This is a genomic window from Streptomyces sp. NPDC016640, assembly GCF_043076215.1.
In the GTDB taxonomy this organism is placed as follows: domain Bacteria; phylum Actinomycetota; class Actinomycetes; order Streptomycetales; family Streptomycetaceae; genus Streptomyces.
In genome coordinates this window covers 392,125-417,919 of record NZ_JBIBRG010000003.1, presented here as the reverse complement: position 1 = coordinate 417,919, position 25,795 = coordinate 392,125, and the positions used below count along the sequence as shown (strand labels likewise).

26 protein-coding genes and 1 tRNA gene are annotated in these 25,795 nt (G+C 73.5%); 13 read left to right on the top strand and 14 right to left on the bottom strand.

From position 1 onward, the window contains the following. Nucleotides 1-41: 41 nt before the first annotated feature. Nucleotides 42-782 (bottom strand): DUF461 domain-containing protein, encoded by a 741-nt coding sequence (locus ACF07S_RS08795; protein WP_391963834.1) that lies wholly within the window; start codon nucleotides 780-782, stop codon nucleotides 42-44. A 655-nt stretch (nucleotides 783-1,437) separates the two neighbouring features. Between ACF07S_RS08795 and ACF07S_RS08790 the strand changes: the two genes are divergently transcribed. The 6 genes from ACF07S_RS08790 (at nucleotide 1,438) to ACF07S_RS08765 (ending at nucleotide 7,933) form a co-directional block, all read left to right on the top strand. Continuing rightward, the gene (locus ACF07S_RS08790) at nucleotides 1,438-1,920 is read left to right on the top strand and encodes a CarD family transcriptional regulator (RefSeq protein ID WP_003953493.1); all 483 of its coding nucleotides are present in this window, start codon (nucleotides 1,438-1,440) and stop codon (nucleotides 1,918-1,920) included. Nucleotides 1,921-2,277: 357 nt separating this feature from the next. Further along, on the top strand, nucleotides 2,278-3,054 hold the full coding sequence (gene ispD / locus ACF07S_RS08785) for a 2-C-methyl-D-erythritol 4-phosphate cytidylyltransferase (protein ID WP_391963833.1): 777 nt from the start codon (nucleotides 2,278-2,280) through the stop codon (nucleotides 3,052-3,054). Further along, nucleotides 3,044-3,538, top strand: coding sequence for a 2-C-methyl-D-erythritol 2,4-cyclodiphosphate synthase (ispF, locus tag ACF07S_RS08780; RefSeq protein WP_391963832.1), 495 nt, complete (start codon nucleotides 3,044-3,046; stop codon nucleotides 3,536-3,538). Before ispD ends, ispF begins: the two co-directional genes overlap by 11 nt. Nucleotides 3,539-3,707: 169 nt before the next feature. Beyond that, nucleotides 3,708-5,108, top strand: a complete 1,401-nt coding sequence (gene cysS, locus ACF07S_RS08775; protein WP_391963831.1) for a cysteine--tRNA ligase — start codon at nucleotides 3,708-3,710, stop codon at nucleotides 5,106-5,108. A gap of 124 nt (nucleotides 5,109-5,232) precedes the next feature. Next, nucleotides 5,233-6,174, top strand: coding sequence for a 23S rRNA (guanosine(2251)-2'-O)-methyltransferase RlmB (rlmB, locus tag ACF07S_RS08770; protein WP_391973765.1), 942 nt, complete (start codon nucleotides 5,233-5,235; stop codon nucleotides 6,172-6,174). A gap of 118 nt (nucleotides 6,175-6,292) precedes the next feature. Beyond that, complete coding sequence (locus ACF07S_RS08765; protein ID WP_391973764.1) at nucleotides 6,293-7,933, top strand: DoxX family membrane protein; 1,641 nt, start codon at nucleotides 6,293-6,295, stop codon at nucleotides 7,931-7,933. Between the two features lie 118 nt (nucleotides 7,934-8,051). On the opposite strand, the gene ACF07S_RS08760 is transcribed toward ACF07S_RS08765, so the two are convergent. From ACF07S_RS08760 to ACF07S_RS08745, 4 genes are all read right to left on the bottom strand, one after another. Further along, nucleotides 8,052-8,783 carry an NDP-sugar synthase gene (locus ACF07S_RS08760; protein WP_391963828.1) on the bottom strand — a complete coding sequence of 244 codons (732 nt, stop codon included), beginning with the start codon at nucleotides 8,781-8,783 and terminating at the stop codon, nucleotides 8,052-8,054. Nucleotides 8,784-8,982: 199 nt separating this feature from the next. Then, entirely contained in the window at nucleotides 8,983-9,438 is a 456-nt protein-coding gene (locus ACF07S_RS08755) for a hypothetical protein (RefSeq protein WP_391963827.1), read from the bottom strand. Between the two features lie 182 nt (nucleotides 9,439-9,620). Continuing rightward, nucleotides 9,621-10,709, bottom strand: coding sequence for an ABC transporter ATP-binding protein (locus ACF07S_RS08750; protein ID WP_391963826.1), 1,089 nt, complete (start codon nucleotides 10,707-10,709; stop codon nucleotides 9,621-9,623). Nucleotides 10,710-10,897: 188 nt separating this feature from the next. After that, nucleotides 10,898-11,350, bottom strand: a complete 453-nt coding sequence (locus tag ACF07S_RS08745; RefSeq protein WP_391973763.1) for a WYL domain-containing protein — start codon at nucleotides 11,348-11,350, stop codon at nucleotides 10,898-10,900. A 3-nt stretch (nucleotides 11,351-11,353) separates the two neighbouring features. Between ACF07S_RS08745 and ACF07S_RS08740 the strand changes: the two genes are divergently transcribed. Further along, a complete protein-coding gene (locus tag ACF07S_RS08740; protein WP_391973818.1) occupies nucleotides 11,354-11,653 on the top strand; it encodes a DUF3224 domain-containing protein in 300 nt (99 codons plus the stop codon). Then, nucleotides 11,615-11,691, top strand: a tRNA-Thr gene (locus tag ACF07S_RS08735). Before ACF07S_RS08740 ends, ACF07S_RS08735 begins: the two co-directional genes overlap by 39 nt. A 38-nt stretch (nucleotides 11,692-11,729) precedes the next feature. On the opposite strand, the gene ACF07S_RS08730 is transcribed toward ACF07S_RS08735, so the two are convergent. Together ACF07S_RS08730 and ACF07S_RS08725 are read right to left on the bottom strand one after the other, a co-directional pair. Next, nucleotides 11,730-12,653, bottom strand: a complete 924-nt coding sequence (locus tag ACF07S_RS08730; protein ID WP_391973817.1) for an aminoglycoside phosphotransferase family protein — start codon at nucleotides 12,651-12,653, stop codon at nucleotides 11,730-11,732. Nucleotides 12,654-12,830: 177 nt separating this feature from the next. Beyond that, nucleotides 12,831-13,991 carry an FAD-dependent oxidoreductase gene (locus ACF07S_RS08725; RefSeq protein ID WP_391963824.1) on the bottom strand — a complete coding sequence of 387 codons (1,161 nt, stop codon included), beginning with the start codon at nucleotides 13,989-13,991 and terminating at the stop codon, nucleotides 12,831-12,833. Between the two features lie 150 nt (nucleotides 13,992-14,141). Between ACF07S_RS08725 and ACF07S_RS08720 the strand changes: the two genes are divergently transcribed. Further along, nucleotides 14,142-14,819 carry a pentapeptide repeat-containing protein gene (locus ACF07S_RS08720; protein WP_391973762.1) on the top strand — a complete coding sequence of 226 codons (678 nt, stop codon included), beginning with the start codon at nucleotides 14,142-14,144 and terminating at the stop codon, nucleotides 14,817-14,819. Here the strand turns inward: ACF07S_RS08720 and ACF07S_RS08715 are convergent. After that, nucleotides 14,803-15,339: a hypothetical protein gene (locus ACF07S_RS08715; RefSeq protein ID WP_391963822.1), complete on the bottom strand. Its 537-nt coding sequence runs from the start codon at nucleotides 15,337-15,339 to the stop codon at nucleotides 14,803-14,805. The two genes, ACF07S_RS08720 and ACF07S_RS08715, sit on opposite strands and share 17 nt — an antisense overlap. Nucleotides 15,340-15,425: 86 nt before the next feature. Between ACF07S_RS08715 and ACF07S_RS08710 the strand changes: the two genes are divergently transcribed. Beyond that, complete coding sequence (locus ACF07S_RS08710) at nucleotides 15,426-16,841, top strand: M1 family metallopeptidase (protein ID WP_391973761.1); 1,416 nt, start codon at nucleotides 15,426-15,428, stop codon at nucleotides 16,839-16,841. Between the two features lie 86 nt (nucleotides 16,842-16,927). On the opposite strand, the gene ACF07S_RS08705 is transcribed toward ACF07S_RS08710, so the two are convergent. Continuing rightward, entirely contained in the window at nucleotides 16,928-17,503 is a 576-nt protein-coding gene (locus ACF07S_RS08705; protein WP_391963820.1) for a TerD family protein, read from the bottom strand. A gap of 195 nt (nucleotides 17,504-17,698) precedes the next feature. Between ACF07S_RS08705 and arfB the strand changes: the two genes are divergently transcribed. Further along, complete coding sequence (gene arfB / locus ACF07S_RS08700) at nucleotides 17,699-18,136, top strand: alternative ribosome rescue aminoacyl-tRNA hydrolase ArfB (RefSeq protein WP_391963945.1); 438 nt, start codon at nucleotides 17,699-17,701, stop codon at nucleotides 18,134-18,136. A gap of 23 nt (nucleotides 18,137-18,159) precedes the next feature. On the opposite strand, the gene ACF07S_RS08695 is transcribed toward arfB, so the two are convergent. Together ACF07S_RS08695 and ACF07S_RS08690 are read right to left on the bottom strand one after the other, a co-directional pair. After that, entirely contained in the window at nucleotides 18,160-18,633 is a 474-nt protein-coding gene (locus tag ACF07S_RS08695) for a GNAT family N-acetyltransferase (RefSeq protein ID WP_391963819.1), read from the bottom strand. A gap of 76 nt (nucleotides 18,634-18,709) precedes the next feature. Then, complete coding sequence (locus tag ACF07S_RS08690) at nucleotides 18,710-19,294, bottom strand: flavin reductase family protein (protein WP_391963818.1); 585 nt, start codon at nucleotides 19,292-19,294, stop codon at nucleotides 18,710-18,712. A 315-nt stretch (nucleotides 19,295-19,609) separates the two neighbouring features. On the opposite strand from ACF07S_RS08690, the gene cdgB reads away from it, so the two are divergent. Then, the gene (cdgB, locus tag ACF07S_RS08685) at nucleotides 19,610-21,298 is read left to right on the top strand and encodes a diguanylate cyclase CdgB (protein WP_391963817.1); all 1,689 of its coding nucleotides are present in this window, start codon (nucleotides 19,610-19,612) and stop codon (nucleotides 21,296-21,298) included. 116 nt (nucleotides 21,299-21,414) lie between these two features. Continuing rightward, nucleotides 21,415-22,356, top strand: coding sequence for a carbohydrate-binding protein (locus ACF07S_RS08680; RefSeq protein WP_391973760.1), 942 nt, complete (start codon nucleotides 21,415-21,417; stop codon nucleotides 22,354-22,356). 122 nt (nucleotides 22,357-22,478) lie between these two features. Here ACF07S_RS08680 and ACF07S_RS08675 read toward each other — a convergent pair whose 3' ends face one another. The 3 genes from ACF07S_RS08675 to ACF07S_RS08665 all read right to left on the bottom strand — a co-directional run bounded on the left by ACF07S_RS08675 (nucleotide 22,479) and on the right by ACF07S_RS08665 (nucleotide 25,677). Continuing rightward, nucleotides 22,479-23,396 carry a 1-phosphofructokinase family hexose kinase gene (locus ACF07S_RS08675; protein WP_391973759.1) on the bottom strand — a complete coding sequence of 306 codons (918 nt, stop codon included), beginning with the start codon at nucleotides 23,394-23,396 and terminating at the stop codon, nucleotides 22,479-22,481. A gap of 119 nt (nucleotides 23,397-23,515) precedes the next feature. Further along, a complete protein-coding gene (gene nagA / locus ACF07S_RS08670; protein WP_391973758.1) occupies nucleotides 23,516-24,661 on the bottom strand; it encodes an N-acetylglucosamine-6-phosphate deacetylase in 1,146 nt (381 codons plus the stop codon). Further along, entirely contained in the window at nucleotides 24,661-25,677 is a 1,017-nt protein-coding gene (locus tag ACF07S_RS08665; RefSeq protein ID WP_391963813.1) for an ROK family protein, read from the bottom strand. Before ACF07S_RS08665 ends, nagA begins: the two co-directional genes overlap by 1 nt. Nucleotides 25,678-25,795: the final 118 nt, after the last annotated feature.

Here is a 25,795-nt window from a genome sequence, read left to right as displayed (position 1 = left end):
TGCGCGGGGTCCCGCCCTTCACCGCGTGTGCCCCGCGGCGCTCAGTGGCCGGCCGGCTGGCTCGCGGAGGCCGCGTCGGTCGGGGTGTCCGCCGGGGCGTCCGCGGTGCCGCCCGCCGTGTCGTCGGCCGGGGCGCCGGACTCCGCCGGCTCACCGGTTTCGGCGGACCCGGTGCCGTCCGCGTGGCCCGTGCCCTCGTCCGGCGCCTCGCCCGTGTTCTCGTCGGCCGGTTCCTCGGAGGACCCGTCCGAGGAGCCCGGCGCGGCCGGGGCCTCGGTCGGACCCCAGCTGGTGAAGTGGTGCTCCGCCGGGTAGACCAGCGCGCGCAGGCTCACGTCACCGGTCTCGCTGAAGGTGAAGGTGATCTTCTGCGCGTTGCCGTCCCGGACGGCCTCACGGCTGCCGGACAGGACGGCGGAGGCGTTGCCCTCGCCGCCGAGGATCAGCGAACCGCCGGCCGGGACGGTCAGGCTGCCGCCCTCGGCGGGGGTCAGCTCGACGGTCTCGCCGGCGCCGGGCACGGTGACCGACTCCAGCGTCTGGTCGGTGCGGCCCTCGTTGAACAGCGTGGCGGCGATCACGGCCGGACCCGTGGACTCCAGGTCGGGCTGGGTGATGACCATGGCGTTCTGGACCTTGATCTGGCCGACGGCCGCCGAGGCGTTGTCGGGCTGGATCTGCAGGCTCTGGGCGTTGTTGCCGGCCGCGCACGCGGAGAGCGAGGCGATCGAGAACGCGATGGCGGCGGCGGCGAGGGCGCCGCGTCGAAGGCTGCTGCTCACGGCGGCGGCAACTCCTTGACTCGAGCGTTGGGCGACCGGGCAGCCGCCTTGGGTGTGTCAGCGGGTTCAGGTTACCGAGCCGTCCCCGCGCGTCGGCACCCGACCCTCCCCGGAGCTCCGGCATTAGCCCGGGAAGGCGCCCGCGGCCTCCGGACGCACTCGATCACCGGTGACCCGTGCCGGGGTCTCACGGCCGCCTCGGCCTCCCGAGTCACAAGTGACTCGTTGGTAAACCTTCGTCGCTCGCGCCCCGCACTTCCGCGTCATTGATGTGAGCGCGCATTTACGGTGAAGGAATGAGCGGGAGGCTTCGGAATTGATCACCGACTGCTCATCCTCACATCGTGTGATCAATTCGGGATTCGGCCGGAACCCGGCTCCGTGCATCGAACGGAGTAGCGGAACTCGAACATGCGGAACCGGACATATGGGGATGTTCGGCCACTCGGGCGAGACGTCGGATGCGTGTGACGTGCGCGTTTCCCTCGCCCCGGAGAGCCGCTCCGACCTGCGAATACCTGCTTCCGCCAGGCGTCCGAAGCACGTCCGTGTCGCTGTTGTCAAGCCCTGAGAATGGCCCTGACCTGCGAAAACGCCATTCAGAAGACGCCGTATCCGTGTTACTCTGGATAGCCACGGAAGGGGTACCTGTCACATGACGTTCAAGGTTGGCGACACCGTGGTCTATCCCCATCACGGGGCCGCGCTGATCGAGGCTATCGAAACTCGCCAGATCAAAGGCGTGGACAAGACCTACTTGGTGCTGAAGGTCGCCCAGGGTGACCTGACGGTACGTGTGCCAGCGGACAATGCGGAGTTCGTCGGCGTGCGTGATGTGGTCGGTCAGGACGGGCTGGACCGGGTCTTCGAGGTACTGCGCGCGCCGTACGCCGAGGAGCCCACGAACTGGTCCCGTCGATACAAGGCAAACCTGGAGAAGCTCGCCTCGGGCGATGTCATCAAGGTCGCGGAAGTCGTGCGTGACCTGTGGCGCCGTGAGCGTGAGCGCGGACTCTCCGCCGGTGAGAAGCGGATGCTCGCCAAGGCGCGTCAGATCCTGGTCAGCGAGCTCGCCCTCGCGGAGAACACCAACGAGGACAAGGCCGAGGCCCTGCTCGACGAGGTCCTCGCCTCCTGAGAGCGCTTCTGGGTGCCCCTGGGCCGAACGCCGTTCGTCCCGTACTCAGTACCTCGCACTCAGTCCACCGAGCTGCACATCGAAATGCCGCGGTGCCCGATGACGTCATGGACGTCGCCGGGCGCTGCGGCATGTCCGCGACCGGACACCGGCCGTACGCTGCTCCTTGCGCCGTGCCGGGCATGTGTCATCACTCACGTCCCCACCCCGGTGTGCCGGGGCCGGGCGGCCGGCGTCGACCAGAGTCACGGAAAGGGCTGGTCAAGGCGTCACGCCCGGCACTCCCCCGCTCCGGGAGCCGGGGGCACGCCCAGGCCATACCCACGTAGGCCGAGCACACAAACCTGACAGGAACCGATGTCTGACGATCCGCTTCCCCCGCCGTCGCAGGCCCCCGCGTCCGGCCGTACGGCCGCTCGCACGGCGGCCGTGATCCCGGCCGCCGGCCGGGGCGTGCGCCTCGGGCCGGGCGCCCCCAAGGCCCTGCGCACCCTGGGCGGCACCCCCATGCTCGTCCACGCGGTCCGCGCGATGGCCGACTCCCGCGCCGTCTCCCTGGTCGTGGTCGTGGCCCCGCCCGACGGCGCCGCCGAGGTCAGGAACCTGCTCGACGCGCACGCCCTGCCCGAGCGCACCGACTTCCTCGTCGTCCCCGGCGGCGGGACCCGCCAGGAATCCGTGAAACACGGCCTGGACGCGCTGCCGCCCGGCTACGACATCGTCCTGGTGCACGACGCGGCCCGCCCGCTCGTCCCGGTGGACACCGTCGACGCCGTCATCGAGGCCGTCCGCGACGGCGCGCCCGCCGTGGTGCCCGCGCTGCCGCTCGCCGACACCGTCAAGCAGGTCGAGCCCGCCGCGGCGCCGGGCGGCCCGGAACCCGTGGTCGCCACGCCCGACCGGTCGCGGCTGCGGGCGGTGCAGACCCCGCAGGGCTTCGACCGGGCCACGCTGGAGCGCGCCCACGCGGCCGTGACGGACGACGTCACCGACGACGCGAGCATGGTCGAACAGCTCGGCGGGACCGTCGTCACCGTCCCCGGGCACGAGGAGGCCTTCAAGGTCACCCGCCCCCTCGACCTGGTCCTCGCCGAGGCGGTACTGGCCCGCAGGAGGCTGAACGATGGCTTCTGAGGCGTACCCCCTGCCCCGGGTCGGCATCGGCACCGACATCCACGCCTTCGAGGACGGCCGGGAGCTGTGGTGCGCCGGCCTGAAGTGGGAGGGCGAGGGACCCGGTCTCGCCGGGCACTCCGACGCGGACGTCGTCGCCCACGCCGCCTGCAACGCCCTGTTCTCCGCCGCCGGCCTCGGCGACCTGGGGCAGCACTTCGGCACCGGGCGGCCCGAGTGGTCCGGCGCGTCCGGCGTGACCCTCCTGACGGAGGCGGCGCGGATCGTGCGGGAGGCGGGCTTCCGGATCGGCAACGTCGCGGTCCAGGTGGTCGGACCCCGTCCGAAGATCGGCAGGCGCAGGGACGAGGCGCAGAAGCTGCTCTCGGAGGCGGCGGGCGCCCCCGTCTCGGTCTCCGGCGCCACCACCGACGGCCTGGGCTTCCCCGGCAGGGACGAGGGCCTCATGGCGGTGGCGACGGCGCTGGTCGTACGGGAGGGGTGAGCGGTCCGGCCCCGTGACGGCGCGGGACCGTGCCGGCCCGGCCGCGCGGCCCCGCCGCGTGCCGGGCCCGCCGCGCGGGCGCGACCGGCCCCCGCCGGGCCGGCGTGACATACGTCGTCGAAACCGCCGGACGCACCGCGCACGCCTCCGCGCCTACTACCCTGGACCCGTGACCATTCGCCTGTACGACACCAGCGCCCGGCAGATCCGTGACTTCACCCCGCTTGAGCCGGGTTGTGTCTCGATCTACCTGTGCGGTGCCACCGTGCAGGCGGCGCCCCACATCGGGCACATCCGCTCGGGACTGAACTTCGACATCATGCGCCGCTGGTTCGAGTACCGCGGCCTGGAGGTGACGTTCATCCGCAACGTCACCGACATCGACGACAAGATCATCGCCAAGTCCGCCGAACAGGACCGCCCCTGGTGGTCCATCGGCTACGACAACGAGCGCGCCTTCGACGACGGCTACCGGGCCCTCGGCTGCCTGCCGCCCACCTACGAGCCACGCGCCACCGGCCACATCACCGAGATGGTCGAGATGATGCGCGGCCTCATCGAGCGCGGGCACGCCTACGAGGCCGACGGCAACGTCTACTTCGCCGTCACCTCGTTCCCGGAGTACCTGAGCCTGTCCAACCAGGAGCTCGACAACCTGCTCCAGCCCTCGGGCGCGGGCGAGACCGGCAAGCGGGACCCGCGCGACTTCGCCATGTGGAAGGCGGCCAAGCCGGGCGAGCCGAGCTGGGAGACGCCGTGGGGCCGCGGCCGCCCCGGCTGGCACCTGGAGTGCTCGGCGATGGCGCACAAGTACCTCGGCAGCGCCTTCGACATCCACGGCGGCGGCCTCGACCTGGTCTTCCCGCACCACGAGAACGAGATCGTCCAGGCCAAGGCCTACGGCGACGAGTTCGCCCGCTACTGGGTGCACAACGCCTGGGTCACCATGAGCGGCGAGAAGATGTCGAAGTCGCTCGGCAACTCGGTGCTCGTCAGCGAGATGGTCAGGCGCTGGCGGCCCGTCGTGCTGCGCTACTACCTCGGCACCCCGCACTACCGCTCGATGATCGAGTACAGCGAGGAGGCCCTGCGCGAGGCCGAGTCCGCGTACGCGCGCATCGAGGGCTTCGTGCAGCGCACCGCGGAACTCGCCGGACGGGCGGTCGAGCCGTCCGCCGAGGTGCCGCCCGCGTTCGCCGAGGCGATGGACGACGACCTGGGCGTCCCGCAGGCGCTCGCCGTCGTGCACACCACCGTCCGGCAGGGCAACAGCGCGCTGGCCGCGGACGACAAGGACGCGGCCGTGGCCCGGCTCGCCGAGGTCCGCGCCATGCTCGGGGTGCTCGGCCTCGACCCGCTGGACCCGCACTGGGCCGGCGAGCGCGAGAGCGGCGAGGACCTGCACGGCGTGGTCGACAGCCTCGTACGCCTCGTCCTCGACCAGCGGGAGGCGGCCCGGGCCCGCAAGGACTGGGCCACCGCGGACGCCATCCGCGACCGGCTGGGCCAGTCCGGCCTGGTCGTCGAGGACGGCCCGCAGGGGCCCCGCTGGAGCCTCGGCCCGCGCTGAGGTACCCCGGGCGACGGCACCCGGGCGCCCGGAGATCGACTGTGCCGTCCGGGCCTCCGGGCGGCACACTGCACAGACGTACGCACACCGGCACCACCCACCACTTCACGGAGACGGATACCTCATGGCCGCGAACAACCGCCGCATGTCCGGCAAGAAGGGCGCGCAGGTCGGCAGCGGCGGCCAGCGGCGCCGGGGCCTGGAAGGCAAGGGTCCGACGCCGCCCGCCGAGATGCGCAAGGGGCACGTCAAGCAGCGCGCGGCCCAGGCGAAGTCGCGGCGCGCCCAGGTGCGCGCCCCGCAGCGGCGCGGCGGCGGCCGCTCCGCGTCCGAGTTCGTCGTCGGCCGCAACCCGGTCGTCGAGGCGCTGCGCGGGGGCGTGCCCGCCTCCACGCTGTACGTGCAGCAGTTCATCGACAACGACGAGCGGGTGCGCGAGGCGCTCCAGCTCGCGGCCGAGCGCGGCGGGATCAACCTCATGGAGGCCCCCCGCCCCGAACTCGACCGCATGACCAACGGCCTGAACCACCAGGGCCTGGTCCTCCAGGTCCCGCCGTACGAGTACGCGCACCCGGAGGACCTGGTCGCGGCCGCCCACGACGAGGGCCGGGACCCGCTGATCGTCGCCCTCGACGGCGTGACCGACCCGCGCAACCTCGGCGCGGTCGTGCGTTCCGTCTCCGCCTTCGGCGGTCACGGCGTCGTCGTGCCCGAGCGGCGCGCCGCCGGCATGACCGCCGGTGCCTGGAAGACGTCCGCCGGTACGGCCGCCCGTACGCCGGTCGCCCGCGCCACCAATCTGACGCGCGCGCTGGAGGCGTACAAGAAGGCCGGGATCGCGGTCGTCGGCCTGGCCGCCGACGGCGAGGCCGAGGTCGGCGACCTGGACGCGCTGGGGGGTCCGGTCGTCATCGTCGTCGGCAGCGAGGGCAAGGGGCTGTCCCGGCTGGTCGGCGAGACGTGCGACGTCCGGGTGCGGATCCCGATGCCGGGCGGTGCGGAGTCGCTCAACGCCGGTGTCGCGGCGGGGATCGTGCTGTACGAGGCGGCGCGCCGACGCCGCTGAACCGGCGTTCGGCGACGTCACCCGAACGGGGGATTCCGGGCGGTCCGGACCCGCTTGACGCGGTCCGGACACTTCCGGCGGGTCAGGGCAGTGTCCTAACGCCGTGTCACTCGGTTAGATGAGTGTGGACACCAGAACACCCCGCACACCCACGGGGGACCGCTCGTCGGGACTCGACGACGCTCCCGCGCTGAGCATGGTGAAGGTGCCGAGCGATCCGGCGCAGGTCATCGTCAATCACGCCAGCTTCCGCGTGCAGCTGGGCGTCTCGGCGCGGCGCGCCCCATCGCCGCGGATCGCACGGCACGCGAGTGCCGCCGAGAACACCGCCCGCATTCCCGTCGTCACCACCGTGGGGGCGACGGGACCGGCCGCCGCCCGCCGCCGTCCCGTCGTCTGGAGCGGCCGGTCCGCCCCGGACGACACCGGCGCCCACCGGCTGCTCCAGGCCGTGCGGCACGGGGGCCTCCGCCACACCGACGAGTCGCTCGCCGGCACCGGGGCCACCCGGGCCGTCCCGCACGCCGGCGGCGGGTACGGCTACGACGACGACCCGGCCACCCAGCCCATCGAGACCCCGTTCGTCGGCGCACAGCGCCGCCACGGCGACGGGCCCCTGCTGCCCCCGATGCGCACGGTCGGCAGCGCCTACGACGAACCCGGCTACGCCCCGGCCCACGACAGCACCGGCCCCTGCGACGCCGTCGCCGAGGACGGGGTCGAGCTCACCGGCCGGCGCGGCAGGCGGCACGGCGACGACCCGGCCCGGCACGCCTACTACCCCGACCGCCGGCTCAACCTCGGCGTCGTCCTGCTCCCGCTGCGCGTCTTCCTCGGCGGCATCTCCGTCTACGCCGGGATGAGCAAGCTGTGCGACCCCCTCTACTTCGAGGGCGGCGAGCGCGGCTCCATGGTCAAGTGGCTGCACACCCTGCACCCGTGGGAAGTCGCCGAGCCGCTGCGGCAGTTCGCCCTCGAGCACCCGATCGGCTCCGGGCTGGCCATCGCCTTCGCCCAGGTCGTCGTCGGGGTCCTGACCGTCCTCGGCTGCTGGCAGCGGGTGGCCGCCGCCGTCGGCGTGACGCTCTCGGCTGCGCTGCTGGTCACCGTCAGCTGGAAGAGCGTCCCCGCCTACGACGCGCCCGACATCATCTACCTCGCCGCCTGGTCGCCGCTGGTCATCGCGGGCGCTCCCGTCTACTCCGTCGACGGCCGCCTCGCGGGCGGTGCCTGGCGCCGGCTGGGCCCCCGCGCCGACCTGTGGGACCTGCGCCGGTACGTCCTGCGTCGCGGCGCCCTGGTGACCGCTCTGGTCTGCGGGCTCACCCTGCTCGTCGGCTCGCTGCTCGGCGGCGCCGTCCGCGACGCCGACCGGGTGGTCGTCCCGGGCCCCGGCGAGGCCCCGCGCAACGAACTCCCGGGCTCCCCGCTGCCGGAGGAGCCCGGCGAGCGCGGCCGGGACGAGGAGAGCCCGTCAGCCTCCACCCCGCCCACCGAGGACGCCTCCTCGGGTCCGGCGAGCCCGTCCGCCGAGACCACCGTCCCCGGGGCGACCCAGGGCGCCGGTGCCGTCACGGGCGCCCCCAGCCAGACCCAGGGCAGCGCCGGCCAGGTCCCGCCCCAGCAGTCCTCCCCGGGCGGGGCGCCGAGCACCAGCTCCGGCCCGACCTCGGGCGGCGGTGCCTCCGGCGGCACCCCGAGCGGGGACGGCGGCGGCTCCTCCGCGGAGTCCGGCCTGGTGGGCGGTCTCCTGGGATAGGGCGGTCTCCTGGGACGGGGCGGTCTCCTGGGACAGGGCGGGAACCGCCCGCGTACGGCAGTGGGGTCCCGCACGGACGACGTGCGGGACCCCACTGCCGTACACGGGCGACCTCGTGTCAGCGGCCCTGCCCGGCCAGTTCCTTCGCGGCCTCCGTCAGGTCCTTCGCGGTGTCGATCGCCCGCCAGTAGGAACCCTGGGGGATCGGGAAGCCGGCCAGGCGCCGCTCACGGGCGAGATGCGGGAACGTGGTGCGTTCGTGGTCGCCGCGCTCGGGCAGCAGGCCGGCGAACCCGGGGGAGAAGACGTACACACCCGCGTTGATCTCGAAGGTCGACGGCGGGGCCTCGATGAAGTCGGTGATGTGCCCGAAGCCGTCCGTGCGCACCGCGCCCCACGGGATGCGCGGGCGGGCCAGGGCGAGGGTCGCGACGGCGTCCCGCTCGGTGTGGAAGTCCGCCATGTCCCGGAGCGAGAAACGGGTCCAGATGTCGCCGTTGGTGGCGTACCAGGGCCGGTCCGGGTGCGGAAGGCGCGCGGCGGCGTACTTCAGGCCGCCACCGCGGCCGAGGGGTTCCGTCTCGACGACGGTGGTGACGGAGAGGGGCAGGTCGGCGGTCTCCAGCCACTGCTGCAGCACCTCGGCGAGGTGGCCGCAGGAGACCACCACGTCCGTCACGCCCTCCTCGGCGAGCCAGGAGAGCTGATGGCCGATGATCGGGGTTCCCGTGCCGGGGATCTCGACCATCGGCTTGGGCCGGTCGTCGGTGTACGGACGAAGCCGGGAGCCCTGGCCACCGGCCAGGACCACGGCTTGTACGGGGCGGGACTCGGCACGCGGATCGGTCATGCCCGAACTGTACGCGGCGCCGCGGGAACGACGGCGGCGCGGAGGCCGGCGCCCGTCCGCCGCCGGCGGACGGGGCCCGGGAACGGTGCGCGGGCCGCGGGGGGTTCGTCGCTCGGCGGTGTCCGTGGCCCGGGTGGTCGGTGCGGGGTGGTGCGCGGAGCAGCCGGTGGCCGGTGTCCGGCGGCGCCCGCGGCCCGGGTCAGCGCTCGGCGGTGACGACGCCGGAGGCGAAGGAGGTGTCGCAGACCGGACGGGCGTAGGACTGGGCCTTGGTGGGGCCGTACACGCGGACCGCGGCCCTGCCGAGGGAGCGGGCGATGGACGCGCAGTGCTTCGCCAGCGACGGGCGGTCGTTCACGGCCTGCTGGAGGTGGGTGAGCGCCACGCCCGGGTTCTCCTCCTGCAGTTCGACCAGCAGCGTGTCGCGCAGCACCTCGTGCGGCGCGCGGGTGCCGGCCCGCGACGAGGCGCCGGAGGCCGCGGTGTCCGCCGCCGTGAGCACGGGGCTCGAGGGGGTCCCCGACCAGTTGACCCCTGCGACCGCGAGGGTCCCGGAGAGCACCAGGACGACGGGCAGGACGAGGGCGAGGGAGCGGCCGATCCGGCGGGCGGGGCCCCGGCCGCGTCGCGTCTGAGGGTTAGTGGAGTGCTTCACGCGAGTGAGGGTAGCGCCCGGTAGCGGCAGTGAAACATTCCGTCACCGGTACGAGGGACAAGGAGCCCTCGATCCCATATCGGCATGTTGACGCACGTGCTCGAAATGACCGGTGTGCCAGGGTATTTCGACCACGCGGAGGGGCCCCGCAGCAGTCTGCGGGGCCCCTCCGGAGAACGGTGTCAGTCGGACAGGCGCGCACCGGTCGACGTCGAGAACACGTGGGTCTCGCCCCCGCGCGGCACGACGTGCAGCTGGCTGCCCTTCTCCGGGACGTCACGGCCGCCGACGCGGACCACGAGGTCCTTGGACTCGCCGTCGAGCTGGGCGGTGCCGTAGACGAACGCGTCGGAGCCCAGCTCCTCGACGACGTTGACGGTGACCGCGAGGCCCTGGTCGGAGCCGGCGCCGGCCACGTCGAAGTGCTCCGGGCGGATACCGACGGTGACCGTCTTGTCGGTGGCGGAGGCCAGCGCGTCGCGCTGCACCGGCACCACCGAGTTGCCGAACTTCACGCCGCCGTCGGCGATCGGGACCTCGACCAGGTTCATGGCCGGGGAGCCGATGAAGCCGGCGACGAAGAGGTTCGCGGGCTTGTCGTACATGTTGCGCGGGGTGTCGACCTGCTGGAGCAGACCGTCCTTGAGGACCGCGACCCGGTCGCCCATGGTGAGGGCCTCGACCTGGTCGTGGGTGACGTAGACGGTGGTGATGCCCAGACGGCGCTGGAGCGACGCGATCTGCGTACGGGTCGACACACGGAGCTTGGCGTCCAGGTTGGACAGCGGCTCGTCCATGAGGAACACCTGCGGCTCACGCACGATGGCGCGGCCCATGGCGACACGCTGGCGCTGACCACCGGAGAGCGCCTTCGGCTTGCGGTCCAGGTACTCGGTGAGGTCGAGGATCTTCGCGGCCTCCTCGACCTTCTGCCGGATCTCCGCCTTGTTGACGCCGGCGATCTTGAGCGCGAAGCCCATGTTGTCGGCGACCGTCATGTGCGGGTAGAGCGCGTAGTTCTGGAACACCATGGCGATGTCCCGGTCCTTGGGCGGCAGGTGGGTGACGTCGCGGTCGCCGATGCGGATGGCGCCGCCGTTGACGTCCTCGAGCCCCGCGAGCATGCGGAGCGAGGTGGACTTGCCGCAGCCGGACGGGCCGACGAGGACGAGGAATTCGCCGTCCGCGATCTCGATGTCCAGGGCGTCGACGGCGGGCTTGGTGGAGCCGGGGTAGACCCGGGTCGCCTTGTCGAACGTGACAGTGGCCATGGTGAATGGTCCCCTTCTACCGGCAGGAACGTGCCGGACGATCCGAGTAGGAAGGCGGTGCCACGACGGGTGTTTCCGTGGTGGTGTGGTCCACGTGGGTGAACTGGCTCAGGACCGTACCTGGCGTTCACCTGGTCTGTCAGTACTTCGCGGGCCGTGAATTTCACGGGAACTTTCGCTCCCGGGGGTTACCGCCCGGTTTCCGGCGAGGTCCGCGCCGCCGGCGCGCGTGGCGCGACGCCCGCCCGCGTACGGCGCGACGCCCGCCCGCGCAGGGTCCAACACCCGTGCGCGCAGGGTCCAACACCCGTGCGCGCAGGGTCCAACACCCGTGCGCGCAGGGCTCGACGCCCGCGCGCGTACCGGCCGGCCAGTACCGTCGCCGCCGTCGCGACCGCCTGCCGCAGGGCCGCCGGGCCCAGCACCTCCGCCTCGACGCCCAGCCGGAGCAGGCCGCCCGTCGCCACCGGCTCCGACCCGACGGCGAGTCCCACCTCCACCCAGCCCTCCCCGTCGGGCGGCCCGGCGTCCGCGAGCGCCCCTGCCCCCGCCGCCCCGAACCGGATCGGCGGCAGCTTCCGGCCGCGCGGCGAGAGCCGCAGCCGGGCGGTACCGAGGCCGGGGCCACCACCTGCGGCCACGCGATCGCCCACCCGACCGGGACGACCGGCGCCTTCGCCGGAACGGAGCCGGTCAGCGGCCGGGCCGGCACCTTCGTACTGGAGGAGCGGGGACGCCTCGAAGCCGACGGGAGCGTCCGCTGCTCGTTCCAGGCCGTCGAGGGCTCGGGCACCGAGGGGCTGACGGGACCGCGCGGAGCGGGCGGGGGAGCACTCCCCGAAACGCGTGGCCCGGCGAAAGCCGCACTGTGTACAGTGGACCAGCCTTCGCGCGCGCCGCGCGGTGCCTCCTTAGCTCAGCTGGCCAGAGCAACGCACTTGTAATGCGTAGGTCGTCGGTTCGAATCCGACAGGGGGCTCCACCTCGTCCCGGGCCGGAACGTCCTCCGGCCCGGGTCCTTCATGTCGTACGGCCGCGCAGGCGGCGGGCGATCTCCAGGTCCTGGTCGTCCGGCGGACGGCCGTCCTCGATCTCCCACAGGCAGTTCTGCAGCACCCGCCCGTACGTCCACGCGCGCGCCCGCGCGCGGTCCAGGCCCAGGACGTCGGTCATGGCGTCGAGGCGCCAGCCGATGTCGTCGGCGTCGAAGTTGTTGGCCAGGGCGGGCCACAGGTCGAACCCGGGGTCGCCGGCCAGCGGCTTGGGGTCGATGGCGAGCCAGGGAGCGCGGTCGGCGGCGAGGACGTTCTCGTCGTGCAGGTCCCAGTGGAGCAGGCGGTCGCCGGGCCGGTCCGCGACCTCCCGCACGGCGGCGGCGCAGTCGGCGATCAGGCGGCGGACCGCCGGGTCCGGGACGCGCCGCAGGGCCCGGGGCGTCCGTTCCAGCATGGCGGCGGCGATGTCGCGGAGGTGGCGCATGCCCTCGGGCGCGGGAGTGGTGTGGAGGTGGGCGAGCAGGCGGGCGATCACCAGGACGCCCTCGTGGACGTCGGGCCGGTGCGCGAGCATCCGGGAGGCGTCGAGGCGTTCCAGGAGCATGGTGCCGGTGGGCTCGTCGTGGTCGAGCAGGCGGACCGCCCCGTCGCCGTTCCACAGGCGCAGGGCGACCGGTTCGCCCTCGCTCTCGTGGTCGCGGATCTGGAGTTTGAGCACCGCCGGTGTGCCGTCCGCGCGGTCGACGGGGAGGACCAGGGCGCTCACGCCGTGCATGGGCGCGCCGGTGACGCGCAGGTCCCAGCGGTGCAGGAAGTCCGCTGTCAGGTCCGGCAGGGCGGCGATGAACGCCCGGCCCGCCTCCTTGTTGAACTTCTCCTGGGAGGCGGCGAGTTCCTCGGGGATGTCGATCACCTCCCGCACGGTAGCGGCGTACGGCGGCCCGGTCAGGTGAATTCCGGGACCGCCCCGCGGCTCCGGGACGACCTTGCCGGTCGTGCCCCGGTTCCGCAGGGCCCGGTGCGCTGCGCCGGCCTCGGCGAGCGGGAAGCGGATGGCGTGCGGGGCAGTTCCCCCGTGGCCGTGCGGCCGGGCCGGGTCGCCCGTCACCGCTCCCGCTCCTGGGCCTCAGGCGTGCTCGAGACCGACCTCGTGCCGGCCGAGGGCGAGGGATACGGCCGTCAGGGCGCTGTTGAAGGAGACCTCCGAGAGCACGCCCGGCGCGGCGACCTGGTCCCCGGCGAGGTAGACGCCGTCGCCGCGGTCGACGGCGGGCCGGTCGCGCCAGCTGGTGCCGGGCAGGTCCACGGCGCCGGTACGGCCGTTCGCGAGCGCGTCACGCCGCCAGGTGACCCGGTCCCGCCAGCCCTCGAAGGCCAGGTCCAGCAGTTCCTCCGCGCGGGCGGCGCCGTCCGCCCTGGACTCGTGCGGGGCGATGGGGATCTGTCCCTGGATCAGCTGCTCCCCGGCCGGGGCGAGGGTGCGGTCCTGGGCGGTGAACCGCTCCAGCCAGCCCGGCGCGTCCAGGTCGGACACCGCGAACGCGTCGCCGCGCCGGGTGCGTACGGCCAGGTCGACCAGGACGGTACGGCCGCTGGGCCAGGTCAGCGAGGGGTCGCCGAGGAGGCGGCGGGCGGCGTCGAGCGAGGTGGCGACGACGACCGGACCGCCGGTGGGCACCGCCTCGACGCGGGACAGCGTCTCCATCCGCACGCCCAGGTTCCAGGCGCGGGCGGCCATCCGGTCGATCAGCCTGCCCCAGCCGCCGCGCGGGTAGGTCGCCTCGGGGGGCAGCTTGGTGGCGCGCCGCAGGCGTTCGTACACGAACGCGGCGGACAGGGAGCCCGGGTCGTGGTGGAAGAGCGCGACCGCGGCGTAGTGGGCGGCGGCCCGCGCGCCCGCCTCGCCGGCGATCCCGGTGGCCCAGGTGAGGAAGTCGGTGTCGACGGGTGCCGCGGCACCGCCGCGGCGCAGCAGTTTCAGCATGGCCAGGGGCGGGGTGCGGCGCAGCGCGCCCCGGTGGCGCAGCCGCAGCCGGGCCGCCTCCAGGGGCGGGATCGGGGCGAGCGGTCCGACGAGGCCGCGCCGGCGGAGCCAGGTCCAGTGCGGGCCGCCGTTGTAGAGGGCGTGCGGTCCGTCGTTCGTCCGGTACGGGCCCTCGGCGGTGCGGGCGCGGCCGCCCAGGGTGTGGTGGGCCTCGTGCACGGTGACCTCGGCGCCTGCCTCCGCCGCGGTGATGGCCGCGGTGAGTCCGGCGAAGCCGCCGCCGATGACGGTGATGCGGTGCATGGCTGGGGTCTCCTTCGGTCGGGTCGCCGTCCGGCCGGTTCCGGTGCCGGCTGTCCGGGGGGAGGACGGACCGGGCGCGCCGGTATGTGACACGAGCGGAGGTTTTCGCAGGTCAGGTGGATTGTCAGTGGCGGGGGGCAGCATGGGGGCATGGCGAGGAGAGCGGTGGGCGGTCCGGGAGTGAAGGAGGCACGGCGCCCCGGGCTGCGGCTGCCCGCGCTGGAGCGGTACCAGGGGGGCGGGCTGGAGCCGGACGGGGACTACGACGGGCTGGAGTTCCGGGAGGCGGACCTCGCCGGGCAGGACGGCGGCGGGGCGCGTTTCATGGACTGCGCGCTGACGGGGTGCGCGCTGGACGGGACGCGGCTGTCCCGGGCCCGGGTGCTGGACTCCGCCCTGGCCGGGGTGCGGGGGGTGGGCACGGACCTGGCCGAGGCGACCCTGCGCGACGTCGAGCTGACCGACGCGCGCCTGGGCGGGACGCAGCTGCACGGGGCGGTGCTGGAGCGGGTGCTGATCCGCGGCGGGAAGATCGACTTCCTGAACCTGCGCGCGGCCCGGCTCAAGGACGTCGTCTTCGAGGGCTGTGTGCTGGTCGAGCCGGACTTCGGCGGGGCGCGGCTGGAGCGGGTGGAGTTCGCGGGCTGCGCGCTGAAGGGCGCGGACCTCACCGGGGCCACCCTCACGGACGTGGATCTGCGGGGCGCCGCTTGCCTGGAGATCGCGCGGGGCGTGGACCGGCTGTCGGGCGCGGTGATCAGCACGTCCCAGCTGCTGGACCTGGCCCCGGTGCTGGCGGGTGAGCTGGGAATCAGGGTGGAGGGGTGAAGGGGCGGGGGCTCCGGGGCTGCTTCAGGCGGGGATGACGGGCCTGGAGGGTCCAGATCGCCGGGTTCTCGGCGAGGTCCTCGTGCAGGTCGGTCAGGTCGGCGAGGAGGTCGTGCAGGAAGTCGCGGGCCTCGCGGCGGAGTTCGGCGTGGGAGAAGGTCAGCGGGGGCTCGGCCGCCGGGAGCCACTCCGCCTCGATGTCCACCCATCCGAAGCGGCGCTCGAACAGCAGGCGGTCGGTGGACTCGGTGAAGTCCAGTTCCGCCCGCTGGGGCCGGGAGGCGCGGGAACCCGCCGGGTCCCGGTCGATCCGCTCCACGATGTCGCACAACGCCCAGGCGAAGTCGAGCACCGGCACCCAGCCCCAGGCCGTGGACAGCTCCCGGTCCGACTCGGTGTCGGCGAGATAGACGTCACCGCAGAACAGGTCGTGCCGCAGGGCGTGGACGTCCGCGTGGCGGTAGTCGGTCTGCGGCGGGTCGGGAAACCGGTTGGAGAGGGCGTAGCCGATGTCGAGCACGGGTGTGATGGTGTCACGCCGCGCCACCCCGGCGGGCCCGGCGCCGGTGGCGGGCGGGCCGGCGCGCGCCCCCATAGGATCGTGGGGTGCGCCCGTGCCGGCCCCGCCGCCTCCGGTCCCTGACCGTCGCCGTGCTGCTGACGGCGGCGGTGACCGGGTGCGGGGACGCCTCCGGTGTCCCGCCCGGTGGGTCCGGCGCGGGGGACCCGTACTTCCCCGGGGCCGGCAACGAGGGGTACGACGTCACCCACTACGCTCTCGACCTCGCCTACGACCCCGGCGCCCACCGGCTCGCCGGCACCGCGACGGTCACCGCCCGGGCGACCCGGGACCTGTCCGCGCTCAACCTCGACCTCGAGGGCCTGGACGTCGAGCGGGTCACCGTCGACGGAGCGAGCGCCCGCTGGAGCCGCGCCGGGCAGGAGCTGACCGTCCGCCCGCGCGGCGGACTCGCCTCGGACACCCGCTTCCGCGTCGCCGTCCGCTACTCCGGCGGCCCGGTGACCGTCACCGATCCGGACGGTTCGAGGGAGGGCTGGCTGCGCACCGCCGACGGGGCGCTGGCGCTGGGGCAGCCCACGGGGTCGATGGCGTGGTTCCCGGGCAACCACCACCCCTCCGACAAGGCGACGTACACCCTCGCGGTGACCGTGCCGAAGGGGCTGCGCGCGGTGTCCAACGGGGAGCCGGCCGGCGCGCGGACGAAGGGGGACCGCACGACCCACCGCTGGCGCGTCGGCGATCCGATGGCGAGCTACCTCGCCACCCTCGCCATCGGCCGCTACGAGATCCGCCGCACCACGACCGCCGGCGGGCTGCCCGTCCACACGGCCGTCGACCCCCAGCAGGCGGCGGCGAGCCGCGAGGTCCTGGCACGGCTCCCCGAGGTGCTGGCGTGGGCGGAGCGGACCTTCGGCCCGTACCCCTTCTCCTCGGCGGGCGCGATCGTCGAGCGGCCCGGGGACGCCGGATACGCCCTGGAGACCCAGAACCGTCCCGTCTTCCCCGGCGCCCCCGGCATCGGGCTGCTCGTCCACGAGATCGCCCACCAGTGGTACGGCAACTCCGTCACCCCCAGGACCTGGCGGGACATGTGGCTCAACGAGGGCTTCGCGACGTACGCGGGGCTGCTCTGGCAGGAGGAGCACGGCGGCCCCACCGCGCAGCGGACCTTCGACGCGCTGTACGCCGGCCGGTACTTCCCGGACGCGGAGACCAACGAGGCGCTCTGGTCCTTCCCACCGGCCGAGCCGCCGGACGCGGCGCACATCTCCGCCACGCCCGTCTACTGGCGCGGCGCGATGGTCCTGCACCGGATCCGGCAGACGGTCGGCGACGGCGCCTTCCGGGCCCTGCTGCGGGGCTGGGCGCGCGAACACCGCCACGGCAACGCCGGAACCGGCGACTTCACGGCCTACGTGGAGAGGTCGGCGCCGGACGAGGACTTCGGCGCCCTCTGGGCGGACTGGCTGTACGGGGAGGGAAGGCCGCAGCGGCCCTGAGCCGGGCCGGTGCGCGCCGGAGCCCCCGGCCCGTCCGGCTCTCTGCCGGCGGGCCGGGGGCTCCGGACGCGGAGGACGGGTGTCCGTCAGACGTTCACACCGAAGTCCTGGGCGATGCCCACCAGGCCCGAGGCGTAGCCCTGGCCGACCGCGCGGAACTTCCACTCCGCGCCGTTGCGGTACAGCTCGCCGAAGACCATGGCGGTCTCGGTGGCCGCGTCCTCCGACAGGTCGTAACGGGTGATCTCGGCGCCGCCGGCCTGGTTGACGATGCGGATGTAGGCGTTGCGCACCTGGCCGAAGTTCTGGCTGCGGTTCTCGGCGTCGTAGATCGACACCGGGAACACGATCTTGTCGATGTCGGCCGGGAGGGCGGCGAGGTTGACGTTGATCGCCTCGTCGTCGCCGGCGCCCTCACCGGTGCGGTTGTCACCGGTGTGGACGATGGTGTTGTCCGGGGTCTGCTTGTTGTTGAAGAACACGAAGTGGGCGTCCGAGTAGACCTTGCCCTGCGTGTTGACCGCGATCGCCGAGGCGTCGAGGTCGAAGTCCGTGCCGGTGGTGGTGCGGACGTCCCAGCCGAGGCCCACGGTGACGGCGGTCAGGCCCGGAGCCTCCTTGGTGAGCGAGACGTTGCCACCCTTGGACAGGCTTACAGCCATTGTTGGGAGTCCCTTCCTTCGTTTACGTACGGCTAGAAGCTACAGCTACCACCTTGAACGCGGATGGGGGTGCGCGAGGTTCCTGGTCCCTTTGCTTTCTTTACCCGGATGCGTGATCGGGCGGTCCGGAGCGCGTGTTCCGGGATCGCGCGGCCCGGAATATTCGGATGACGTGGACCGGTCAGAGGCGGGAACCTGTACGGCATGTCCGGTCCCCATGTCATCCGCGGCTCCGTCTCGCTGCCCGAGGCCGAGCTCATGTGGCGTTTCTCGCGGTCGTCCGGGCCGGGCGGGCAGCACGTGAACACCAGCGACTCCCAGGTGGAGCTGCGCTTCGACCTGGCCCGCACCGAGGCGCTGCCCGAGGTGTGGAAGCAGCGGGCGCTCGAGCGGCTGGCCGGGCGGCTGTCCGGCGGGGTGGTCACCGTGCGCGCCTCCGAGCACCGCTCGCAGTGGCGCAACCGCGAGACCGCCGCCGTGCGCCTCGCCGCGCTGCTCGCTGAGGCCACCGCGCCCCCGCCCAGGCCCCGCAGGCCGACCCGTGTCCCGCGCGGCATCAACGAGCGCCGGCTGCGGGAGAAGAAGCAGCGCTCCGAGAGGAAACGGGGGCGCTCCGCGCGGGACTGGGGGTGAGCGGGACGCGCCGCCCCGCGCGCTCAGCCCAGGTCCAGCACGCCCACCGTCTCGCTCCCGGAGACCTCCCCGTTCTTGCGGAAGCCCAGACCCAGGTAGAAGCCCTCGGGGCCGTTGTCGCCCGGCTCCCAGGTGACGTAGAACTCGGTCGTGCCGCGGCGGCGGAGCTCCTCGGCCACCGACCGCACGGCGAACCGGCCGTACCCCTTGCCCTGCTCCTCGGCCGAGATGTTCAGCCGCCACAGGCCGGAGCGGACGACGCTGCCGCCGTCCCGGGGCCAGTCGATGTCCAGGAAGGCCATCAGGAAGCCGACGGCGCGGTCGCCGTCCACGATCAGGCGGGGCCAGGCGGTGCCGGGACGGACGTAGGCCTCGGCGAGCGACTTCACGACCGGGGCGACCGCGAATTCCTGGTCGGGACGGACGCGTATACCGAGGGCGGCGTCGAGGTTCTTCGGGGTGATCTCTTCGAGGCGGAGTGCCGTAGTCGTTGTCACCGGGGCACCCTAGGCGCGGAATTACCGCCTCGTAAAAGGGATTTCGGGCCGCGGAAGGGCAAAGTCCGCGCCTCGTTCAGCCCAACTGCCGGTAACGGCCCCGGAAATACGTCAGCGGACCGTCCTCGGCGCTCGGTACCCGGGCCGTCAGGACGCGGCCGATCACCAGCGTGTGGTCCCCGGCCGGCACCCGCTGCTCGGTCCGGCACTCCAGGGTCGCCAGGGCGCCGCCCACCAGCGGGGCCCCGCTGTGCTCGCCGCGCCGGTACGGGACGTCCGCGAACAGCAGCCGGTCGCTGACGCGGCCCTTCATCGCGAAGCGGCCCGCGATCTGCCGCTGGCTCCCGGCCAGCACGGACACCGCCCACAGCGGCTGTTCCTCGAGCAGTTCGTCCATGCGGGAGCCGTTGCGCAGGCTGACCAGCACCAGCGGCGGGTCCAGGGAGACCGACAGGAACGCGGTCGCCGTCATGCCGACGTCCTCGCCGGCCGGCGCCCCCGGGTCGTCCGGGTCCAGTGGCGGCTCCTGCGCGGTCACCAGGACCACGCCCGCGGCCAGACGGGACATGGCGGCTCGGAACTCGTCGTTGCTCACCCCCTCAGCATGCCGGGCGGTGGACGCCGAGGTGATCGCGGAGGGGGTGGCGGGAGTGTTCGGCACGCCGGAAACGCTAATCTCCGCTTCACGGGTCCCGCATCGGCCCCCGGCCCGATCCGGGTCCTAGGACCCGGGCCCGAGCCGGGCGCGGGTCCTGCACAACCGTCACAAAAAATGCGTTCGGTAAACGCGCGGGAGAAGTGCGGAAAGATCCCGCAATTGTTCACGTTCGGCTGTGACTTGAGTCACAGGAGACGGGAATTGTTGACCCTGTGTACCGAGTGGGCAGCGCGCTGTGATTCAGTGGCGGGAAGCTGCTGGGACGATACGCCGAAGAGAACCCTTGATTCGCTGCGAGGTCTCGGGGGGAGGGCGAGGATGGAGACCGAGTCGGAGCCCTACGTCCGTCTTGCGTCGCTGCGCAAACTGCACCAGGCCATGGCCGACATGAACACGGCCCGCAGCCTGGCGGACACGTTGCAGACGGTCGCCGACGGCGTCGTGGACGCCCTCGGGTACGAGCTGGCGTGCGTCAACCTCGTACGCCCCGACGGCGATCTGGTGGCCGCCGCCCTGGCCGGGAACGCCGCCGCCGAGGCCCTCATCACCGGCCGGGTCGGCTCCCGCGACTCCTGGGACCGCCGCCTGACCATGGGCCAACGCTGGGGCGACCTGATCTTCATACCGCACTCCGAGGGCTGGGTCCTCGACGACGACGACGTCCCGCAGTGGCACACCGACGGGCCCGCCCCCCGCTTCGAGGACGAGTGGCACCCCGCCGACCGCCTCTTCGCCCCCATGTACGCCCCCGGCCCGCAGGGCGGCGGCAACTCCGGCGAACTGGTCGGCGTGCTCTCCGTGGACCGCCCGCGCAACGGCCGGAGGCCCGGCGCCTGGGGCCGTGAGGCGCTCCAGATGTACGCCTTCCAGGCCGCCATCGCGATCAGCAACGCCCGGCTGCGCGCCAACATGCAGCGGGCCCTGGTCCGTCTCGAGCGCGAGCAGCAGGCGCTGCGGGCCAGCGAGGAGAGTTTCCGGCAGGCCTTCGAGTACGCCCCCTCCGGCATGGCCATCGCCGAGATGGGCGGCGACCAGCACGGCCGGATCCTGCGCACCAACGACGCCCTGTGCCGGCTGCTCGGCCGCCCCGCCTCCGCGATGCGCCGCTACGCCTTCTCCGACCTCGTCCACCCCGAGGACATAGGCACCCTGCTGCGCACCTCCGCCGAGGGAGGCCGCGCCGAGCTGCGCCTGGGCCGCCGCGACGGCACCTACGTCTGGGTCTCCCTGCGCAACTCCGTCGTCGCCGACGCCGCCGACGGGCCCCGCTTCCTGCTCACCCACGTCGAGGACATCGAGGAGCGCAAGCGCCGCGAGCTCCAGCTCGCCCACCGCGCCTCCCACGACTCGCTCACCGGACTGCCGAACTCCGCCGAGCTGCGGGCGCGGCTGTCCGCCCGGCTGTGCCGGCAGCCGCCGCACAGCGGGCTGCCCGCCGCCGTCGACTCCATGGCCCCCTACGAGTCCTTCGACTCCCACGACGCCGCCTACGGCCCGCCCGCCTTCGACCGGGGGCACGACTTCGACTTCCCGCCGGGCAGCGACGGGTACGACGGCTACGACCACCACGAGCACACCGTCGCGCCCGTCTCGGACTTCGACGACGGCACCAAGGGGCTCGCGGTGCTCTTCTGCGACCTCGACGGCTTCAAGTCCATCAACGACCGGTTCGGGCACAACGCGGGTGACGCGGTCCTCATCGAGGTCGCCCGCCGGCTCGGCAACGGCGTACGGGACGGCGACACCGTCGCCCGGCTCGGCGGCGACGAGTTCGTGATCCTCGCCGACGGGCTCGGCCGGGCCGACGCCCAGGACCTCGCCGTACGGCTGCGCAACGAGATCATCCAGCCGATCCGGGCCGAGGGGCGGGCCGTCCGGGTCGGGGCCAGCTTCGGCATCGGCTGGGCGCAGTGCGGGATGACGGCGGACGAAGTGTTGAAGTCCGCCGACGAGCGGATGTACGTCGAGAAACGATCTCGTCCCAAACAGCACAGACGCGCGGGATGAGCCGCAGGTCAGCGAGCCGGTGCGGTCTGCGTCACCCTTTCAGGCCACCGGAAGCCGGTAGGCTCGGCCTCTCACCCCACGTACCGCACCCGATCCGCAGCTAGGAGCACCAAGGGATGACGCCCGGCAACAACGGAGCGAGCACGCCCGAGGACGACGACCCGTTCGGCTACCTCTACGCCGACGGCCAGGCCAACGGGGCCCAGCCGCCGTCCGGGGGTTACGGCTACCCGAACTCGGTCAACCGGGTGCGGCCGGTCGGGACCCGTCAGTACGGCCAGCAGACCTTCGCCGCGCAGGCACCGCCGCAGGGCGCCTACGGCCAGCCGAGCGCCCACTACGCCGCCCCGGAGACGCTGCCCGGCGCCACCACCACCCAGTCCCCGCAGCCGGGGCACGGCGGGCGCGGCGGGCGGGGCGGCAGCCGGGGCCGCGGCCCGAACACCAGGGGCCTCCTCGTCGGCGCGATCGCCGTGCTCGCCGCGGTCGTCATCGGCATCGGCGTGGCCATGGTCAGCGGCGACGACGAGGACGGCGGCGGCAGCCAGGCCGACTCCACTCCGACCCAGGGCCAGAACGACACCGAGCCGAGCCCGTCGGGGAGTAAGAGCGCGGAGGACGAGGTCGAGCTGCCGACCATCGACGCGAAGGCGCTCCGTCTCGACGGCGGTGCCGCTCTCGCCTCGGACGTCGAGGGCGCGCAGTCCGACGGCGGCATCTATGTGACCAACCTCAACCAGCCGGGTTCCACGGTCACCTGGACCGTCAACGGCATCCCGAAGGACGGCGCCTACACCGTCTTCGTGCGCTACAGCACGACCGACGACCCCCAGTCGATGACGCTCACCGTCAACGGCAAGCCCTTCGGCACCAAGCTGAACATGGACAACTGGGCCGGCGCCAAGGACGGCGACTTCTCCAAGGGCTGGACCAAGACCTTCGCCTGGCCGACTCTCAACAAGGGCACCAACACCATCTCGGTCTCCTGTGCCGACGGCGACAAGTGCAACGTCCTGCTGGACCAGCTGTGGCTGAAGCAGGGCCGGGTCAAGGACTGACCTGCCCTACGCCGGATTCGCAGCGCTGATGCAGCGCAGTTCCGGCGGCAAGCGTCCTAGTCGTCTCTGCCCGAGAGTGATGGCTGAAAAGTGCCATCGAGTGGCGGGATATGCAATCTTGTTCACATCGCTTGGACTGCAACGCGCCCAAGCAGTTCCTTGTAACTTCCCCGGTCGAAGTCGCCGGCCGTCGGGGACAGGACCGTGGCCGCCGACAGGGCCGTCGCCCGGGCGAGGCGGTCGGGCCAGGGGCGGTGTTCCACCAGGGCGGAGAGCAGGCCGGCGACGGCCGAGTCGCCGGCGCCGGTCGGGTTGCCGTCCAGCCGGGACGGAGGGGCCGCGTGCCAGTGGCCCTCGGGGCCCAGCGCCAGGAGGCCCTCCGCGCCCAGGGAGGCGACCACCGTGCGGGCGCCGCGCCGGCGGGCGTCCTGGGCGGCGCGCAACGGCTCGTGGAAACCGGTGAGTTCGGCCAGTTCCCCGGCGTTCGGCTTGAGGATGTCGGGGCGGCTGGCCACCCCCCGGCGCAGTGCCGCCCCGCTGGTGTCCAGGAGGACCGGAACCCCGGCCGCGCGGGCGGTGCGGACCAGTCCCGCGTAGGCGCCCACCGGGACCCCCGGCGGCAGGCTGCCGCACAGGGCCACCGCCGAGGCGGAGGTCAGCAGATCCTCGTAGACCTCCTGGAAGGCGGACCACTCGGCGTGGTCGACGGTGGGGCCGGGCTCGTCGAGCCGGGTGGTGCCCCCGGACCGCTCGTCGAGCACCGTGACGGTGCGCCGGGTCGTGCCGGCCACCGGGACCAGTGCGTCCACCAGGCCCGGGACCTCGGTGAGCCGCTCCCGCAGGATCCGGCCCGTCGTGCCGCCGGCGAAGCCGGTGACCGTCACCTCGTGGCCGAGGGCGGCGAGCACGCGGGCCGCGTTGACGCCCTTGCCGCCGGGGCGTTCCGCGACCTCGGTGACCCGGTGGGAGCTCCCCGGCCGCAGGGACGGTACGCGATGGGTGATGTCGAGAGCGGTGTTCAGCGTGACCGTGAGGATCACCGGGCCGACCTCCCCCTCTTGCCTGCGCTCGCCGTGTGTGCCGGGGTCACGATCATGCCAAACGGACGGCGGCCGGCCCACCCCCCGGACCGGCCGCCGTCCGCCGAGTGCTGGAGAAATCAACCCAGTTGGGGATCAACCACCCATTCTCCCCGGCGCATCACGCCCACCAGGTCGAAGGCGGCGTCCAGGACGACCAGGTCGGCGTCCTTGCCGGGTTCCAGCGAGCCGATCCGGCCGTCCAGGCCGAGCAGCCGCGCCGGGTTGGTGGAGATCGCGGCGACGACGTCCTCGACGGGCAGCCCGTCGACCGTCACCGCCCGCTTGAAGGCGCGGTCCAGGGTGAGCGTGGAGCCGGCGATCGAGCCGCCCTCCACCAGCCGGGCCACGCCGTCCGCGACCTCGACCTCCATCGGGCCCAGCATGTAGCGGCCGTCGCCGAAGCCCGCGGCGTCCATCGCGTCGGTGATGAAGGCGACCCGGGCGGCGCCCGCGTGGTGGAACGCGAGCCGGAGGGCGGCCGGGTGCAGATGCGTACCGTCGTTGATCAGCTCGACGGTGACCCGCTCGTCCTCCAGCAGGGCGGTGATCGGGCCGGGGGCGCGGTGGCCGAGCGGCGGCATCGCGTTGAAGAGGTGGGTGGCGACGGTGGCGCCCGCGTCGATGGCCAGGAGCGTCTGCTCGTACGTGGCGTCCGTGTGCCCGACGGCCGCGATCACGCCGTGCTCGGCCAGCAGCCGTACGGAGTCCAGGCCGCCGGGCAGTTCGGTGGCCAGCGTCATCATCCGCGCGTGGCCGTGCGCGGCGTCGATCAGCTTGCGGACCTCGGCCGGGTCGGGGTCGCGCAGCAGGTCCTCGTTGTGCGCGCCCTTGCGGCACGGGGAGATGAACGGCCCCTCGAAGTGGATGCCGGCGATCTCGCCCTGCTGGGCCAGTTCCGCCAGCATCCCGGCGTGCCGGGCGAGGAAGTCCAGGTCGCCGGTGACGGCGGAGGCGACGAGCGTGGTGGTGCCGTGCCGGCGGTGGGTGCGGACGCCCTGGAGGACGTCCTCGGCGGTGCCGCCGGCGAAGGAGCCGCCGCCGCCGCCGTGGTTGTGGATGTCGACGAAGCCGGGGACCACCCAGTGGCCGCTCACGTCGACGACGTCGGCCTGTCCGGGGGTGGTGTCCGCGATCCGGGTGCCGTCGACGATCACACGGCCGTCGTCCACGGTCCCGGTGGGCAGGACCACCCGGGCACCGGCGAGAACCTTGGTGGGGGCCATCAGGTGGTTACCTCCGAGGGGTCTGAGGGGGCCGAGGGGGCCGGGGGAGCTGGGGAGGCCGGGGGATCCGGGAGGACCGGGGAGGCCGAGGGGCCGGCGGTGGCGAGCAGGTCCCGGGCGAGGAGGCCCGCGCCCAGGCAGCCGGCGGTGTCCCCGAGGGCCGCGGGGACCAGGGACGGCGGCTTCTGGAAGGTGATCCGCCGCCGGACGGCCTCCCGCAGCGGTGCGAACAGCGTGTCCCCCGCCTCGGCGAGCCCGCCGCCGATGATCAGCGTGCGGGGGTCCAGCAGGGTGAGCGCGGTGACCAGCCCGTCGGCCAGCGCGTCCACCGCGTCCTGCCACACCTCCCGGGCGCGGACGTCCCCCGACTCGACGGCCCCGGCGCAGTCGGCCGCGTCCGCGCCGGGGTCGCCGCAGGCCGCCGCCCACGCCTCGCTCACCGCCGCGGCGGACGCGAACCGCTCCAGACAGCCGCGCCGACCGCACGGGCAGGGGGCGCCCCCGGGGCGTACGACGACGTGGCCGATCTCACCCGCGAAGCCGTGCGCGCCCGCCTCGACCCGGCCGTCGATGCCGATGGCGCCCGCGATGCCGGTGCCCAGCGCCACGAACAGGAAGCGGTCGACGCCCCGGCCCGCGCCGATGCGCCCCTCGGCGAGCCCGCCGGTGCGCACGTCGTGGCCGAGGGCGACGGGGATGCCGCCGAGCCGCTCGGCGAGCAGGGCGCGCAGCGGGACGTCGCGCCAGCCGAGGTTGGCCGCGTAGACGGCGGTGCCCCGCGCCTCGTCGACGATGCCGGGGACGGCGAGGCCGGCGGCGGACGCGGGCTCGCCGTGCCGGCGGATGCCGTGGGCACGCAGTTCGGCCGCGAAGTCGAGGATGTCCGCGACCAGCGCGTCCGGGCCGCGTTCGCGGCCGGTGGCCCGGCGGGCGCGGTGCAGCAGCTCGCCGTCCGCTCCGACCAGGGCGGCCTTCATCCCGGTGCCGCCCACATCGAGGGCGATGACGTGTCTCACAGGGGACAGTGTGGCCCGGGCACCCTCAAGAGGTCTAGTCCACTCGCGTGGTGTAGACCTTAATCCGATTATCGAAAACATTTCGGATGGCGCGGGAGCGCCGGGGCAGGGGCAAGGC